The sequence below is a fragment of the Sphingobacterium psychroaquaticum genome, from assembly GCF_900177625.1.
GTDB classification, from domain to species: Bacteria; Bacteroidota; Bacteroidia; order Sphingobacteriales; family Sphingobacteriaceae; genus Sphingobacterium; species Sphingobacterium psychroaquaticum.
The window spans coordinates 1-16892 of sequence record NZ_FXAU01000007.1; the positions used below are offsets into that span (position 1 = coordinate 1).

Annotated in this window: 18 protein-coding genes; 3 read left to right on the top strand and 15 right to left on the bottom strand. The window is 39.4% G+C overall.

Features of this window, described 5'->3' with window-relative positions; translation table 11 throughout:
- Positions 1-96: 96 nt before the first annotated feature.
- Entirely contained in the window at positions 97-480 is a 384-nt protein-coding gene (locus B9Y69_RS15815; RefSeq protein WP_085473961.1) for an SRPBCC domain-containing protein, read from the bottom strand.
- 57 nt (positions 481-537) lie between these two features.
- Between B9Y69_RS15815 and B9Y69_RS15820 the strand changes: the two genes are divergently transcribed.
- Positions 538-1908, top strand: coding sequence for a methyltransferase RsmF C-terminal domain-like protein (locus B9Y69_RS15820; RefSeq protein ID WP_085473962.1), 1371 nt, complete (start codon positions 538-540; stop codon positions 1906-1908).
- Here the strand turns inward: B9Y69_RS15820 and coaBC are convergent.
- Genes coaBC through B9Y69_RS15835 form a run of 3 tightly spaced genes read right to left on the bottom strand, consistent with a single transcriptional unit; the run spans position 1895 to position 4395 of the window.
- A complete protein-coding gene (gene coaBC / locus B9Y69_RS15825) occupies positions 1895-3106 on the bottom strand; it encodes a bifunctional phosphopantothenoylcysteine decarboxylase/phosphopantothenate--cysteine ligase CoaBC (RefSeq protein WP_085473963.1) in 1212 nt (403 codons plus the stop codon). The genes B9Y69_RS15820 and coaBC overlap by 14 nt on opposite strands.
- Before the next feature lie 9 nt (positions 3107-3115).
- The gene (locus tag B9Y69_RS15830; RefSeq protein ID WP_085473964.1) at positions 3116-3445 is read right to left on the bottom strand and encodes a DNA-directed RNA polymerase subunit omega; all 330 of its coding nucleotides are present in this window, start codon (positions 3443-3445) and stop codon (positions 3116-3118) included.
- A 26-nt stretch (positions 3446-3471) separates the two neighbouring features.
- On the bottom strand, positions 3472-4395 hold the full coding sequence (locus B9Y69_RS15835) for an outer membrane protein assembly factor BamD (RefSeq protein WP_085473965.1): 924 nt from the start codon (positions 4393-4395) through the stop codon (positions 3472-3474).
- Between the two features lie 227 nt (positions 4396-4622).
- Here B9Y69_RS15835 and B9Y69_RS15840 point away from each other — a divergent pair, with 227 nt between their 5' ends.
- Together B9Y69_RS15840 and B9Y69_RS15845 are read left to right on the top strand one after the other, a co-directional pair.
- Positions 4623-4898, top strand: coding sequence for a NifU family protein (locus tag B9Y69_RS15840; protein ID WP_085473966.1), 276 nt, complete (start codon positions 4623-4625; stop codon positions 4896-4898).
- 55 nt (positions 4899-4953) lie between these two features.
- Positions 4954-5601 carry a peptidase associated/transthyretin-like domain-containing protein gene (locus B9Y69_RS15845; protein ID WP_085473967.1) on the top strand — a complete coding sequence of 216 codons (648 nt, stop codon included), beginning with the start codon at positions 4954-4956 and terminating at the stop codon, positions 5599-5601.
- A 26-nt stretch (positions 5602-5627) separates the two neighbouring features.
- Here B9Y69_RS15845 and B9Y69_RS15850 read toward each other — a convergent pair whose 3' ends face one another.
- The 11 genes from B9Y69_RS15850 to B9Y69_RS15900 form a co-directional block, all read right to left on the bottom strand.
- A complete protein-coding gene (locus tag B9Y69_RS15850) occupies positions 5628-6860 on the bottom strand; it encodes an FtsX-like permease family protein (protein ID WP_085473968.1) in 1233 nt (410 codons plus the stop codon).
- A gap of 9 nt (positions 6861-6869) precedes the next feature.
- Complete coding sequence (locus tag B9Y69_RS15855) at positions 6870-7511, bottom strand: MBL fold metallo-hydrolase (protein WP_085473969.1); 642 nt, start codon at positions 7509-7511, stop codon at positions 6870-6872.
- 53 nt (positions 7512-7564) lie between these two features.
- Positions 7565-8146: a gliding motility lipoprotein GldD gene (gene gldD, locus B9Y69_RS15860; RefSeq protein ID WP_449448550.1), complete on the bottom strand. Its 582-nt coding sequence runs from the start codon at positions 8144-8146 to the stop codon at positions 7565-7567.
- Positions 8142-8891, bottom strand: a complete 750-nt coding sequence (locus B9Y69_RS15865; protein WP_085473971.1) for a shikimate dehydrogenase family protein — start codon at positions 8889-8891, stop codon at positions 8142-8144. Before B9Y69_RS15865 ends, gldD begins: the two co-directional genes overlap by 5 nt.
- Positions 8892-10301 carry a tetratricopeptide repeat protein gene (locus B9Y69_RS15870; RefSeq protein WP_085473972.1) on the bottom strand — a complete coding sequence of 470 codons (1410 nt, stop codon included), beginning with the start codon at positions 10299-10301 and terminating at the stop codon, positions 8892-8894.
- Positions 10302-10512: 211 nt separating this feature from the next.
- Positions 10513-11901: an OmpA family protein gene (locus tag B9Y69_RS15875; protein WP_085474196.1), complete on the bottom strand. Its 1389-nt coding sequence runs from the start codon at positions 11899-11901 to the stop codon at positions 10513-10515.
- A 249-nt stretch (positions 11902-12150) separates the two neighbouring features.
- Positions 12151-13164, bottom strand: coding sequence for an inorganic phosphate transporter (locus tag B9Y69_RS15880; RefSeq protein ID WP_085473973.1), 1014 nt, complete (start codon positions 13162-13164; stop codon positions 12151-12153).
- 28 nt (positions 13165-13192) lie between these two features.
- Complete coding sequence (locus tag B9Y69_RS15885; RefSeq protein ID WP_085473974.1) at positions 13193-13840, bottom strand: DUF47 domain-containing protein; 648 nt, start codon at positions 13838-13840, stop codon at positions 13193-13195.
- Between the two features lie 82 nt (positions 13841-13922).
- Positions 13923-14957 carry a sensor histidine kinase gene (locus B9Y69_RS15890; RefSeq protein WP_085473975.1) on the bottom strand — a complete coding sequence of 345 codons (1035 nt, stop codon included), beginning with the start codon at positions 14955-14957 and terminating at the stop codon, positions 13923-13925.
- Between the two features lie 79 nt (positions 14958-15036).
- Complete coding sequence (locus B9Y69_RS15895) at positions 15037-15690, bottom strand: phosphatidylserine decarboxylase family protein (protein WP_085473976.1); 654 nt, start codon at positions 15688-15690, stop codon at positions 15037-15039.
- 81 nt (positions 15691-15771) lie between these two features.
- Positions 15772-16890: a toxin-antitoxin system YwqK family antitoxin gene (locus tag B9Y69_RS15900; protein WP_085473977.1), complete on the bottom strand. Its 1119-nt coding sequence runs from the start codon at positions 16888-16890 to the stop codon at positions 15772-15774.
- Positions 16891-16892 lie beyond the last annotated feature (2 nt).

The window sequence follows — 16892 nt, forward strand, 5'->3', positions numbered from 1 at the left end:
ACCATAAACTACGATCTAACAACTATCTCCGACTATGATCCAACAACTATCAACTACGAACTACCCCAACTACAGACGATCAATTAGCAACGTCAATTACTCTTCTTCGTAAAACTCTAATAGACTCGCGATGTAAGTTTCCTCCCAACCGGCTGTGATATCATCAAAGGCCTCATCTGGAATGTTCGTATGGTTTATTTCGAACGATGTACCTTTTTTATGCTCATGAAGTTTCAATGTAACTATAGATAGTTCCTCTTGATCGCCGAAATACCATTGTTGTACGATTTTTTTATATGGTTCTAGTGTTATAAAGCGTCCCTCTATTCCTCCGTCCCATAACGAGAATTCACCCCCTTCTTGCGGGTCTATCGATACAACATCACCAGTCCATAAACGAGCTGTTATTTCGGTAGTCAATGCTTTATAAATGTCCTCCGGTGGAGCAGGAATAATACAATATTTTTTAAAATCTTTCATTTTTTTGTTTTGCTATTTCTGGATTATGGTAAATTTACGGAGAATTATAGATATAGCATGGGTAATTTTCTACCAAACGAACTAATAGAGCGTTTAAGGAGCCGTACAGACTTCGATAGTGAGGCTTTTGCTGAAATACATGAACGGGGAGACAAAGTGACCTCTGTGCGCTTAAATCCTGCAAAACCGGCTAAGCTTGATTTAGCCCTCTCAGAAACTATTCCTTGGTGTAAGGAAGGATATTATTTAACGGACAGGCCTGTTTTTACCTTGGATCCCTTGTATCATGCAGGAACGTACTATGTGCAAGAGGCCTCTTCCATGTTTGTTTCATATATAATACGAGCGCTTGGATTGGATCACAAAGAAGATGTCCGGGCATTAGATCTATGTGCCGCGCCAGGAGGTAAATCTACCCTGTTGAATAGTGTCTTGAACAACTCCTCATTATTGATCTCCAATGAAGTTATAAAAAGTAGAGCACTGATTTTGGTTGACAACCTGGTTCGCTGGGGAAACCCGAATGTTGTGGTAACAAATAACGATCCATCTGCTTTTAGCCGTTTACCTGGTTACTTTGATGTAATGGTTGTGGATGCTCCATGTTCTGGTTCTGGAATGTTCCGGAAAGATCCGGGAGCGATTGATGAATGGTCTTTAGCAAATGTTAAACTTTGTAGTGATCGTCAGAGACGTATTTTAGCTGATGCACAAGCCTGTTTGAAGACCGATGGCTATTTAATCTATTCCACATGTTCGTATTCGGAAGAAGAGAATGAAGATATAGTGGATTGGCTTATCACTACGCACGGATTCGAATCTATCTCGGTTGATATTGAAGATTCCTGGGGAATTACTAAAACCAGGAGTCGAGGAAAACAGGGCGAGGGATATCGTTTTTATCCACACCAAGTGAAAGGAGAAGGTTTCTTTTTATCGGTGTTACGGAAAAAGACTTCTGAGGAAACTTTTTCACGGAGAAAGATAAAGAAGGAGAAAAGTGACGTCCCAAAGGGATCTATTGATAAATGGGTTAAGGATCCTTCTTTATTTTATACATTTATGCAAGGCGATAATATTCATATCGTTCCGAAGGAAATGGAGGAAGACCTTGCTATTATACGCAGTGTACTTTATCTCAAAAATGCAGGAACTAATGTTGGGAAATGGTCTGGCAGAGAATTGATTCCGGCACATGATCTAGCGCTAAGTAACCATATTAATATGGGGATTGAAGCGCAAGAGGTTGACCTGGATAGTGCATTAAACTTTTTGCGGAAGGAAACGATTGATATTGATTTGTTTTCAAATACTAAAAACGGTTGGTGTCTTGTACGCTATCGAGGTATTAACTTGGGCTGGGTGAAAGTGCTTTCAAATCGGATAAATAATTATTATCCGAAGGAAATTCGGATTATGAATTTATAGATTGTTGGTGCTCCACAATAATAGTGGCTAGGTCACTCGCTACTTCTGTCTTATCCTTTAGCGGAAAGGTTGAAGTATGTCCCGATTTGCTAATTATCGTTACTTTATTTGTATCGTGTGCGAAACCAGCGCCCTCATCCTCCATTGTATTGAGAACAATAAAGTCTAAGTTTTTACGTGAAAGCTTGCTTTTTGCGTTTTCTATGGCATTGTTTGTTTCCAAAGCAAAGCCCACTAATGTTTGTTTAACACTCTTTTTTTGTCCTAATGTAGCCAGGATATCTGTTGTCTTCGTTAAGTCGATCTGAAAACTGTTTTCTTTTTTCTTGATCTTTTGCGTTGCAACTTCCACAGGTGTATAGTCAGCTACAGCAGCGCTCATAACGATAATGTCGGCGAGCTCAAAATACGCATTACAAGCGTTAAGCATATCGCTGGCAGAGGTTACATCTACTCTAGTAACACCTTTTGGAGTCTCTAGAGCTGTTGGGCCACTTACTAAAACAACATCAGCGCCTAGAGCAGAAAGCGTATTGGCGATTGCATAGCCCATTTTCCCACTCGAGTGATTGCCGATAAAACGAACCGGGTCGATCGCTTCATAGGTTGGGCCTGCGGACACCAGGGCTTTTTTACCCTTTAAAGGAAGTACTTCATTAAAAAGCTGTTGAATTTTTTCTACGATTTCTTCCGGCTCGGCCAGGCGCCCCTGACCAATTAAGCCACTGGCGAGCTCACCATCGGTCGGTTCTATCAAGATGTTTCCGTCGCGCTGTAGGAACTCGATGTTACGCTGTGTCGCTGGGTGCTTCCACATATCTAAATCCATGGCAGGAGCAAACATTACTGGGCACCTTGCAGAAAGGTATGTCGCGAGCAAAAGATTATCACAAATACCGTTTGCCATTTTGCTTAAGGTGTTGGCCGAAGCAGGAGCAACGAGTAGCAGGTCTGCTTGCAAGCCAAGCGCTACATGATTGTGCCATTGACCCGATTGTGAATCGAAATAAGCAGAAAGGACCGGATTTTTTGATAAAGTCGCTAGGGTAAGCGGGGTAATGAAGTTCTGTGCATCAGGGGTCATTATTACCTGCACCTGGGCATTCTCTTTAACCAATAGGCGAATCAGAGATGCAATTTTGTATGCGGCAATACTGCCGCATACACCAATTACAATATTTTTGCCCTGTAAAGACATCTGTCTCGTTTATTCTTGCTCTTTAGATGGGTTTCTAAAGTAAATTTTGTCATTAAGAAACTCGTCAACAGCGATCAACGATGACTTAGGCATACGCTCGTAGTGTTTAGAAATTTCAATTTGTTCACGGTTTTCAAATACCTCTTCCAAATTGTCATTGTTACTTGCAAACTCAGCAAGCTTACCATTTAGTTCTTCTTTGATGTCAACAGCAATTTGATTTGCACGCTTTGAAATCACAACAATAGACTCGTAAATATTCTCAGTCCCTTTGTCCAATTGTCTTAAATCACGTGTTACTGTTGAATTTGGAACAGAAGTGTTTTTATTTTGACTCATTTTAAAATGTATTATGAATTTCTAATTTATTCTTTTGCTGAAGCTTTTTCTTTCGCTTCTGCCTCTTCTTTGGTGATACCCAATTCTCGTTGCTGATCTTCGCGTATCTTATTAATTTCGTTCATGCGTTTTACGACATAAGCGATTTGTTTTTCTGCACTCGACCTAAGATCGTCAGCTTCTTTTTTGTATTTGCTATTCGGATAGTGCTCTACAAAAGACTGGTAATAGTCAATCGCTTCATTATATCTCACTTCTTGACGGAAAGGCATACTGTTTTGTGCAAACAAATATTGAGCCTTAACGATTAAAAATTCGATCTCCTCTGCATATTTCGTGTCCGGATATTCGCGAAGCATGTTTTCAAAAGCGATAACAGCGGCGCGGTAATCATCCGGCTGTCCCATATCGAAATACAATTTCGCATTAGCAAAAGCCTTTTGCTCTAGTTTGTCGCGAAGCCCTTGTATTAAATCTCCCGCTTCCTTTGCCTTTGCTCCGTCCGGATATAAGTTGATAAACAACTGCAATTCGTCGATAGCTTTTCTCGTGTTCTCCTGGTCTAACGATGAGCGAGGAGAGTCCAAGTAAAAGCAGTAAGCAGACATGAAACGACATTCTTCTGCGCGGGGACTATTTGGATACGTGCTCGCAAAGTTCTTGAAGGAGAAACGTGCCGAAGTATAATCTCGAAGACGGTAGTTCGTATAAGCCGTATAATAATATAGATCTTCCGCTTCGGATTGCCCTCTATATTTTATCATAAGGTCATCAAAAAGAACCAAAGCTTTGGTATATTTTTTCTTCTCGTACAACTTGACGGCTTCTTGATACTTCATTGCAATATTATTGCTTGCACGAAGTTTCTCAAACTTGCTCTTGCAGCTTGAAACAGAAACAACAATGGCAACGCCTGCCAATAACGATACTATACGTCTATTTAAAAACATTTTACAAAGATACGTGAAATTCAAATAAGATTCAATTAATTTTTAGAGGGGAAAGATACAGGTATTATAAACCTAAACCTACTCGTTTGGAGTGCTTTAACATTCTTTAACCCTGTTTAAGGGAGGTGTGTCAATGGAATGTTGAAATTGCGCCCTATTGTTTAGGTCAAACCGCATTTTTTTAATAAATTGATTATCTTTACAAAGAATTTATTTTATATAGAAAAATGACATTACACGAGCGAGTAGAACAAGCATTGGATACGATTCGTCCCTATTTAGAGACGGATGGTGGTAACGTAAGTATTGAGGAAATTACTCCAGATAATGTAGTTCGGTTAAAATTGCTGGGAACATGTGCGAGTTGTTCGATGAGCATAATGACTTTCAAGGCGGGATTAGAGCAAGCGATTAAGAAAGCAGTGCCAGAGATTACAGGTGTTGAAGCGATCAACTTAACAGACATGAACGATCCCAACGCGATTACACCAGGGCAAATCTAGTAAGGTTAACACAATTTAACAGCCTTCTTTATAGGAGATTGTATAATTTTGGAGCATGACAGGACGATTAGTTATTCTCTTCATGGTGGTTTTCTTTTTAAGTGCTATTCATGCGCAAGGACAAGAAAAGAAAATTTTGCAGTTCAGTGGACTTATAAGTTCAGTTGGAGGAGAACTCCCTGTTCCTTTTGTAACGGTTACTAACGTCAGCTACAATAACCAGGCGCATGCTGCGAACAATGAAGGTTTCTTTTCTTTTGTTGCTCATGCTGGTGATACGATTCGTTTTACATCTGTTGGTTTTGATCCATTAGAATATGTAATTCCGTTTACAAACTCAGATAAATATACAGCAAGAATTAGTATGAAAAGTCTCGTTATTGAACTTCCTGCTGTCATGCCTTACCCCTGGGCAAGTATCGAAGAGTTTAATATTGCTTTCTTAGCGTTGAATGTAAATGACGACGATGCTTCTCGTATAAAAAGAAACCTTTCTCCAGAAGCGCTTGCCGCTCTTGCCGCTACAGTTCCGCGTAGCGCAGAAGAAATTCAAACATTTAACTCCATGCAGCGTCATATTAATATGACGAATAAAAACATCAATCAACGCTATGCAAACCCGTTATTGAGTCCTTTTGCATGGGGATCGTTCATCAACTCTATCGTTAAAGGAGACTACAGTAGAAAGCGCTTGCAGTATTAGTCCTGATAGCCTCGTTTTCCTATACCCTATATTTTCGTGTCGTTTTTGATTTCGCGCACGCTCAAATGAGCCGCGAGATAAGAGACAAATGTTGCGACCACCATAACGGTAATAAATACAATGACAAAGTCCATAGTTCGAATGTCCACGGGGTAGACATCCATAATCGCATTCGCGCCTTCTCCAGTCGTAATAAAACCATATTTTTCTTGAAACAAGCAAAAGAGTAAACCCAAGGCAATACCTATTACTCCCCCAAGAAATGCGATCATGACGCCTTCGTAAAAGAAGATCCGCTGTATGAGGCTTTTGTTTGCGCCGAGGCTTTGTAAAACCAGCATATCTTCTTTTTTGTCGATAACGAGCATGGTAAGAGAACCAATAATATTGAAGATGGCAATAATGCAAATAATGGTAAGGATAAAGAAAACGATCCATTTCTCGGAACGGACAGTTTTGTATAATAACGGGTTTTGTTGCTCTCGATCCTTCACCTTAAATGTGTCGCCAAGTGCCGTCTGTATCTCTTTCTTTAAGCCTTGTACCGTAGAGGAGTCTTTTGTGTAGATCTCTATAGCCGACACATTTTTGTGCTCATTGAGTAGGTCTCGGGCAAAGGGAAGCGGTGTGATAATAAGATTATCGTACCCTTGTTGATATTGTAGTACGCCACGAGGCGAAATGCTTCTGATATTGATCTCATCCATAGGGTTAACACTACTGCCCGCCTGGACACCTTTGCGCGGAGAGAAAAGCTGTATGGTATTGTCAATCCCTTCTATCGGGACACGAAGGTTGGATTGAATCTGAGCACCTATTATGGCATACGGAATGCTATCCGGATAAATATCAAAGTCGCCGGCATAGAGCATGTTTTCATGGTCAACAGCCAATAAGCTTGCCGGTTCGACCCCCTTTACCTGTGCTATGAATTGATGGTTATCATACTGGATCAGTATTTTGTCTTCAAGGACCTCCGTATAACTTTGAATCTTATTATTTTTGCGCAGATCGTCGAAAAAAGGCTGTTTGGTCGAAAAAACTTTCCCTTCCGCAGGCTCAATACGTAACTCTGGCGCAAAAGTACTGTAGAGCGATAAGATGAGCTTCTCCATCCCATTGTAAAAGGAGAGTACGATAACCAAGGCTGCGCTACTAACAAGTACTCCAATAACACTGATGGAGGAAATGATATTAATAGCATTGACTGATTTTTTAGAAAACAGGTAGCGTATGGCAAAGAAAAAAGGAAGCTTCATATCGTTTGTTTAACCTCTAACAAAAGGGTTTGTTTCTTTTTCGTATCCTACTGTTGTTGTTGGGCCATGACCAGGGTACACGACCGTGTTGTCAGGAAGTGTATAAACTTCTTTTTTTATACTATCCAGAAGTAGTTGATGGTTTCCTCCTGGTAAATCAGTCCTTCCAATACTGTTTCTGAACAATACGTCGCCACCAATTAAAAAACCATAATCCGCAGAATAGAAACATAAGTGAGCGGGGGAGTGCCCCGGAACAAATAATGTTTTTAAAATATGGCTACCGATGGTAATTTCAGATCCTTCTTGCAGAAATGCTTCTGGAATGGGAGAAACTTCATAACGGATACCATACATCGGCGCATAGTTTTGTACGGCAACTAAAGTGGGCACCTCGCCCTCATGGAGTTGTGGCATTAGTCCATATTGTTCAAAAATAAAACGATTTCCTAGAACATGGTCTACATGACAATGGGTATTTACGAGCGCAACAGGTGTTAACTTTTGATCGGTGATAAACTGAGTAAGCTCTTGTTCTTCCTGCGTAGAAGATGTCCCCGGATCAAATATAGCGCAGTTGCCGATTTCGTCATACACGATATACGTGTTTTCTTGAAACGGATTAAACGTAAATGTTTGTATTTTTAACATATATCAAAGATACTGAGATAAATTTAAACTTAAGGATTCACGTACCTCGACGCTTACTTCCATGTAATGGTATTTACCATGCGCTCTATATCCGCTTGTATAAATTCGAGCACGGGAGCAATGGAGTCCATATTAGGTTTCTCATTGAAGTAAAGAGCCGCGCGGAGATAATGCGTTGTGCTATCAGATACAAAAAACTGTAAGTTTGAAGCCGTATTACCTTTAATGTAGTACGTTAAGCCATATACTGCATCTTCAGGCCGATTGATCCTACGTTGGTCAATAGCGGATGCTTTGGCGGTATGTTTAAAAGCAAAGGTGCGTGCATCTTCTGTTAAGGCACTAAATGGTGCCTGTGGTGAGATCTTAAAGTAGCTGATGTGTAAACGCGCATTATAAGCGGGGAAGTCGAGGTTTTTCCAGCACGGTTGTGCGCCAGCAGAACGGTCATCACGCAGGACACTGTAGGACGGAATGTCCATAGTAAAAGGACAGCCTGTTTTAGCCTCTTGATAGGTTTTCTCGGGAAAGCTGATTCGAAAGAAGCCTCTAGGTTTCGGACTATAGTCTGATGTATTGGTGCAGCTTATAATCGTTCCCAAAATTATGACGAAGAAAATAATAGAGGTTTTAATCTTTTGCATTCCAGATCTCCCAATTACGCTCCGCCTGTAGTAGTAACATTTCGTATCCATTTTTTATCATCGCTCCATTTTCTTTGCCACGACGTAAGAATAATGTTTCTTCAGGATTGTAGATTAAATCATACAATAGATGTTGTTTACCAATAAACTCATAGGGAATATCAGGCGCTTCATCTATATTCGGAAACGTGCCTAAAGGCGAACAGTTTATAATTATTGGATGAGAATCCATAATCTCCTTATTAAGTTCAGAATAGGTAATATCTCCATTTGTATGGGATCTACTTACTATTTTATAAGATATTCCAAGCTTTTTCAAGCTGTAAAAGACAGCTTTTGCCGCACCACCGTTTCCAAGCACGAGTGCTCGTGTGTGGTGCAGGGCCAATAGGGGGCGAATTGAATTTTCAAAGCCGTATGCATCGGTGTTATATCCTTTTAGGTGAACGGTCCCATCATTATACTTTATTGTAATGCAGTTTACTGCATCCATTTCTTGCGCCTCTTCAGAGAGCTCATTTAGAAATGAAACAACGGACTGCTTATATGGAATGGTAACATTAAAACCATAAAAGGAGCTGTCGTTTGCGAAAAGATCAGGGAAGTTACCAATATCAACGATAGGGTATAAATCGTAATCTATGTCTTTGATATGTTCTTTCGCAAACTTTTCGGTATAATATTTTTTAGAGAAGGAATGCCCTAAAGGATATCCTATCAAACCTAATTTTTTCATTTATTTTTCTTCTGTATATTTTTTGATAATATCCACGATCACCTGGTTTCCTTGTAATTGTGGTAAATAGTCAAACAAGATATAGAATTTTTCGGGGTTTGTTGCCAATCCAAGTTCTAGAAAGTTGAGCGCGTCGTTATATTGTCCATTCGCAAACAGATAAGCGACAATTCTGTAATAGAGTTCCGAAGCCTCCGGATTGGTTCGGATAGCGTCTGCCATAACATCAATCGCCTCTGTATACTTTTTTTGCTCAAAATATATGGATGAATAATCCAACCAAGCTTCAATATCAGTAGGATTTAATTCTACGACTTTTTGATATGCTTTTTCAGACTCTTCAAACTGATTTAGTTTATAGCGCGCATCAGCAATAGCAAACCAATAGTCGGGGTTTGTATCATCTAAATCCAGCGCTTTTTTATAGAAGTGTAAAGACTCGAAAAAACGATCCTCGAAGTCCAGTGTAACCCCAATCCCAAACCAGCCGTCTGCTAAATTTGGATCTAATTTTACGGCCTTTCTGTAATGTGCGCGAGCATCGTCCATCTGTTCCAGCTTTTCAAAACACTCGCCAATTGCACAGTAAACATCGGCCGAGGGAGTTTCATACTCAAAACTCTCTTTATAAACGTCTATTGCTTCTTTGTATTTTTGCAAGCTTACTAGGGCATTGCCCTTATTAAAGTAAGCGGGAACAAAAGACTCGTTGATTAGAATTGCATAATCATATGCGTCTATAGCTTCTTCGAATTGCTCGAGCTTGTCGTATACAATACCCAGGTTAAACCAAGCTGCATACGAGTAAGGTTCATTATCGATATAGTTTTTATAGAACGCAATAGATTCTTCGGTACGATCTAAAACTTCATAGCAAAACGATAGTGCGTTAAGGGCATCATCGTTTTCCATATTCTGTTCCAGAGATTTTTTTAAGTAGATAATTGCGGTCTCATAATCTCCTTTAAGCTGATACAACTCACTGAGTTGGTAATAAGCTTCGGGAGCATCATCTTCGAGTGCTATGGCTTGAAGAAAGAGCGATTCAGAAGCATCGAGGTCACCCGTTGCTAGGTATACTGTTCCTTTTAGGAGTAGAATGTCAACGCTATTAGGTTCGAGTATTTCTGCTTTGGACAATTCTTCTAAGGCCCGGTCATATTGTTGTATTCGGGCGAAAAGATGTGCTTTTTTTAGCAAGAAAACGGCTTCATAAGGATGCTGACTAGTCGCATAATCGGCGACTTGGAGTGCCTTGACGGGGTCGTTTTTATCGATGTAATATTCGATAATCCCTTCGAAAGCTTTGGCGTCAAAAAAATACTGATCCTGATTGCGGATCATTTCTTCGTAACGATCTACCGATAGTTTTTGTTCTTCTGGCGAACCATATTCGAATTCTTCTTCCATTACCCCTCCTTGTTATATTATTTTAGAGCAACCATGATAAGTCTACTCTAGAAGAAAATTAAAAAGAAAATGTGATACTTAGTCACAATTCTTTTCCACATGTTAACATACGACAGCACAAAGATACGTTAAAATATTGATTATAAGCAGAAAGGCCTGTTTGCAGAGCAAACAGGCCTTTCAAATCTTTATAATGTATACTTACGTATAATTATTTTTTGATTTCAACACGACGGTTTTGGATACGTCCTTCCTCAGTAGCGTTAGAAGCAACTGGGTTAGCCTCACCGTAACCATTAGCTGATACGCTTGATGCAGTTACTCCAGCGTTAACTAAGTATTGTTTTACTGCATTAGCGCGGTCTTTAGAAAGGTTCAAGTTATAAGCTTCAGAACCTTCTGAAGAAGCGTAACCATCTAATTTAACAGATGATTTGTTGTCACGCAATTCTTTCGCTAATTTATCTAAAGTTGAGTATGAAGAAGTTTTCAATACTGAACTATCGAATTCGAATTGGATAGGAGAATAGTACGCACCAGTAGTAGCGTTATTTCCTTGTTGAACTTGTTGCTCAGGGAATTTGATTGGACAACCAGCACCATCTACTGCAGTACCTGCAGGTGTACCTGGACATTTGTCAAATTTATCAGAAACACCGTCACCATCAGAGTCTTTGCTTAATGCATCAACAGTTCCTTCTAAAGAAGATACACGTTGTTTTAAAGCTTCAACTTCGTTTTTCAAAGATGGATCTCTCAATTCATCGTACAATGTAGCAACTGGGTTAGCAAAAGTTAAGTTCGCTTTGTCGCGTGAACCTAAAGTGAATTCTAAACCACCGTATACATTAGAGAATTTACCTTTGTAGTCTGCTCTAGCTGGACCGTACAATAAGTTATCATCAGTGAAGTTCATCGTGTAACCTAAGTTCAAGGCAACAACTTCAGATAATTTGAATTTAACACCAACACCTACAGGGATGAAAGCTGTTAAACGGTTGTCTCTATCTCCAACTGACTCACGGTCACCGAAGATTTCTTCACCCCATTTACCTTTGTTGTTGTAAACTTCAGTACCTGTGAAATCATTGTTTAAGAATTGTACAGGGTTGTGAGCCATAACACCCAAACCTACTTTAGCGTAGAAGTTAACAGCGTTTTCTCTTCTTAAGAAGTCAACAGTACCTAATTGGAAAACTCCGTTTAAGCTACCTGCCCAGTTAACAGAAGTTTCAACAGATTTTGCGCCTAATCCATTTTCAGCAACAGGACCAGAAGTATTGTGGTTGTAAGATTTGATACGACCACGGTTACCTTCTAATTCTAAACCGAATAGGTGAGAGAATTGTTTGCGGATAGTCAAACCATAGTACTCACCAACTTTGTTTTGGAAGTAACCAACCTTTTGACCAAATGCATTTGATCCACCAACAAGTGCGTTAGGCGTAGTAATACCACCTTGAACACCGATAGACCAAGTTCTGTATTGTGATCTACCACCAAATACAGTTGGAGTTTGAGCTTGAGCAGTCTCAGCGAAACCTAAAGCGGCCACTAAAGAAGCTGCAACAGCTGTTTTTTTAATTGTAGAATAGTTCATACTCTTGTTTTTAAGGTTATTAAAATTTTTAATTGTTTTCACGTTTTACAATGTATTTAACAAAACTTAACAATAACGATGCCAAAAAGTAATTTTGGCCAGTAAGTTTATATAAACATCCAAATTTGTTGATTGCCAACAAATTTGGATGCGTAAAAGTATATATATTCTTTAAGATGACCAAATTTTTGGTCAATAATTTAACGTTTATCGTGGTAAACCTTTGTTATTGTAGTTAAAACACCACGCTTAAAGAATGTAGTGGATTATTGCTAGAGTTAAGCCGCCTAAGACCGCACTAACAGGAATGGTCAGGATCCACGCCCATAATAAACTTATGGTTACGCCCCAACGTACGGCAGACACGCGCTTAACGACGCCGACTCCAATAATCGAACCTGTGATAGTGTGTGTGGTGGATGCTGGAATTCCGAAGTGTTCCGTGATACCTAATGTTACAGCACCCGCCGCTTCAGCTGCGACACCTTCTAAAGGCGTTACTTTGGTGATCTTCGTACCCATTGTTTTTACAATTTTCCATCCACCACTCATTGTTCCCGCAGCAATAGCAGCGTAACAGGATAATGGAACCCATGCAGGCATCGCCTCGAAATTAGGAATTATTTGTTCTGCAATCAAAGCAGTCGCAATAATACCCATTACTTTTTGGGCGTCGTTACCACCATGCGCAAAACTTAATGCTGCAGATGAAATGAGCTGACAGATTTTGAACCATTTCTCGGCAACGGCAGGGCGCGATTTCTTGGCGATGTTCATAATGATCAACGTAATGATGATCGCCATAAGCATACCTAGGATTGGTGCAAGAACAATAAAGGATACTGTTTTTAAAATGGCGCTTTGGTTTACAGCAGTAATAGGGTTAGCGCCCATGATCCATGCGTAGGCCATTCCTGAACCCGCAAAACCACCAATTAAGGTATGAGAAGAGCTGGACGGGATACCGTAGTACCATGTAAATAAATTCCAGGAAATTGCGGCAACTAAACCAGCAAAGATTACTTCCAGTGTAATATATTCGTCGATAACGGTTTTGGCAATGGTATTGGCCACTTTATGGTCTGTAAAGTAAAAATAAGCTGCAAAGTTGAATATTGCAGCCCATAGGACAGCCATAAATGGGGTAAGTACTTTTGTTGAGACAATGGTTGCAATAGAGTTGGCTGCATCGTGGAAACCATTGATGTAGTCAAAAGCAATTGCAAGTATTACAACAACAATTAATAATGTTGAAATTACCATGATTTTTTATGCTTTCTGAATGCTTAGATTATGCATTCTTAATTAAAATACTTTCTAATACGTTCGCCACGTCTTCACATTTATCTGTCGCATCTTCCATCGCTGAAAGTACTTCTTTGTTTTTGATAAGTGTAATTGCGTCTTTCTCGTATTCGAATAGTTCACCAACAGCTTTGTCAAAGATGTAATCGGCTTTGTTTTCAACACTATTAATGCGCACACAAGAGTCCGTGATGTTACGGATGTTTTTCAGATCTTTTAACTCATTAATGGCCGTTGCAACATGCTCAGTCGCCTCAACGATTAGATCAGTGATCTCTTTCATTGGCTGTGTAATCGTAATTACTTTGTATAGCTCGATACGGTTTGAAGCACCTTGAATAAAGTCTGCTACATCATCTAGAGAGCTTGCTAACGCGTGAATATCCTCTCTGTCGAATGGTGTAATAAAGTTCTTACCCAGCTCTAGGTGAATCTGATGTGTAATGTTGTCGCCCTTGTGTTCAAGGTCTTCTAGCTTTTTATTTATTTCGGCGCGTTTTGCTAAATCAGTGGAGTAAACTGTTTCTTGTAGCAGTTTGGCCATTTCAATAAGGTTGGCACCTGCTTGTTCAAACAAAGGGAAAAATTTCTTGTCCTTTGGAACGAAATACTGAAAAATACTATTTAAAGCCATAATTATGAATTTTGTGCAAAATTATAAATGGAATGTTAAGTTAATGTTAAGTTTACAATCTATTATGTCAGAACAAAATAATTTAATGCGCTGAGGCACGTGCCAATGTGAACCCAAACGTGGTTCCAATGCCTTCTGTGCTGCGTACGTTCACATTTTGTTGATGTGCTTCCACAATGTGTTTTACTATAGATAAACCCAGTCCTGACCCACCAATATCTCGGGATCGACTCTTGTCGGTACGGAAAAAGCGCTCGAAAACACGTGGAAGATTTTTTTCTTCAATGCCGTAACCATCATCCGTTACCTCTACCAGTATCTGATCAAACAACGAAAAGGTTGAAATTGTTGTCTTCCCAGACTGTTTTCCATATTTTATAGAGTTGTCAATTAGGTTGACCAGAACCTGTTGTATTCGTTTTCGGTCTGCTTTTACAAAAAGAGGTTGAGTACTTTTTCCTTTGAATACGAGCTTTATATTGCTTTTTTCGGCCTTACTTTCTAGATCCTCAATACACTCTTTAATCAAGGCGTGGATGTCGAAGCGTTCGATAATAAGACTCACCGTGCCAGTCTCTAGTTTCGAAATCTCATCCAAGTCATGGATGAGGTAGCCTAATCGGTCAATATTTCGAGAGGCCTTATCTAAAAAATTCTTTGCTAAATCAGGGTCTTCATCTATTAAACCATCCTGGAGGGTCTCTATATAGCCCTGCGTTGCAAAAAGTGGCGTTTTAAACTCGTGAGAAATGTTAGATAAAAATTCTTTCCGAAATTGTGCTTGCTCTTGAAGGGTGTGGATTTCGGATGCTTTTTGCTTCGCCCAGTCACGAACTTCGCGCTCAGCGTCCGCGATCGGATCATCAGAGATGTGATCGCCAAGGGCGTCTTTTAAGTCTTTTCCCAGTTTCAGGTTGTGAATAAGCTTGTACACGTTCTTGATACGATTATTTACATAACGCTCAAATAGATTTTGTAATACAATGAAGCAAATCGTCGTGGAAAGAGCAAACAACAACAGCGGAATCATCAGGGTTTGGCGATGCAAAAAATCGGTAAGAGCCAAGGCAATACCTACCGTAGCTGAAATCAGGAAAGTAATGGTTCTAAAATTCATGTTTTATTCGAACGAATACCTCATTAAAAAAGGCTTCGATATCGAAGCCTAATTTACACATAGTTATGTTAATTTTTTATTAAATTCTTGCGATAATGGTTTTTCCGCCCACCACTTTATCATCAATATTTACGTCTACTTGGGTGCCGATAGGTAAAAACAAGTCAACACGGGAACCAAATTTTATAAAACCAAACTCATCCCCTTGCTTTACTTGATCATTTTCTTTTACGTACCATACAATACGGCGAGCTAAAGCGCCTGCAATCTGACGGAATAGAACTTCCACCCCAGCTTGATTTTGTACAACGACTGTCGTTCGTTCGTTATCCGTAGATGATTTTGGGTGCCAGGCAACCAAAAATTTTCCAGGGTGATATTTGAAATAGTTTACGACTCCGCTAATTGGATTACGATTTACATGGACATTGGTAGGCGACATGAAAATCGAAACCTGTAGACGTTTATCTTTGAAATACTCCGTCTCTTGGGTTTCCTCAATAACCACAACTTTTCCATCCGCAGGGCATAGAACAACGCCTTCATTTGGAATAATGTGTTTAATCGGGCTGCGAAAGAACTGAACGATTACGATAAATAGAAATGCCGAAATAGCATATAAAAACCACTTTAGATACGTTGGAGCATCGTAATAGTTTGCTACTGCGTTTATTACGAAGATAAATAAAATAACTAAAGCGAGACTGGTATACCCTTCTTTGTGAAATTTCATGATTAATATTTTTGCAAACTTATATAATTTTAGATAAAATTCATCTATTAGCGTTCGATTTACGCTGTATTGGGTTTTTATCTATTCTGCAGAAGCTTGTTTTTCTCTCTTGATGGATATGCTGTGAAAATTTAATTTGCCAGAGGTCGTTAACATCATTTTACCCGATATGGTCAATTTATCTTCGATTGGAGCTCCATTTGCATCTAATGACGGAAAATAGAAAGGGATTCTCTTCAATACCTGTTCTAAATACTGATTCAATTTACTGTCCTTTAATTCTTTTTCCACTTTTAACATCTGAGGAATTCCTTCTTTATCCAAACGTATTGTATACGTAAAATCGTCGGACTCTGCTTGTGGAGTTGGGATCGAATTGAAAGCTTCTTCGAGCTTCGCCGATAGATAGGCATTAAAACCACTGAAGTCATCAAAATTACACTGCTTATATGTAAGGGATTCAGCTATAGGGAAATACTCTGTAGGTACCCATGTAATCGGTGAGGTATAGTCATCATCAAGAAATAGATTATAAGCGGAAGTCAGGCGTCCGTTACTATCGTATGTCTCTTCGGTAAAGAGCGTTCTACGGTTTTTTTCATCCATCACATTGGTTATCCAATATCCTGTGGGAAGACCATTTTTGAGCTTTCCGCGTCGTTCATAGAAAGGATAACCGTATTCATTGTAAAAGTCGAAGGGCATCTTAAATTCATAATTGCCATTACCTTGCTCTACACGTTGGCGTCCTAATGAATCCCAAAAAGAAACGATACGATATTTTCCGTTACTATAGTTTAACGTTAACATAGGCTTACCGTCGGGGTAGTAATAGTTGGCATCACCTATTGGAAAATTATCCTTGAAGGTCATTTCCCATTTCAATTGTCCATTCGGATGGTACGCTTTAAAATTCCCTTCTTTTATTCCCTCGATATAAGTTCCGGTTAATACTAATCGACCATTTGGATCAAAATCCTTGAATTCTCCATGAAAAACATTTTTTGAAACGATAAATTGTGATAAACGCTCAATAGACTTGAAAGGACAGTTTTTATCGACTAAATAATAATGCTTATCAAAATGAAAACGAACGAGTCCATTAGATGCATTTTCAAAAAACACCTCTTTTTTAGCTTCCTGCTGCGCAGTAGCTGAAAGCGCAAAAAAAAGAAAAATATAAAAAATGTATGACTTCATGT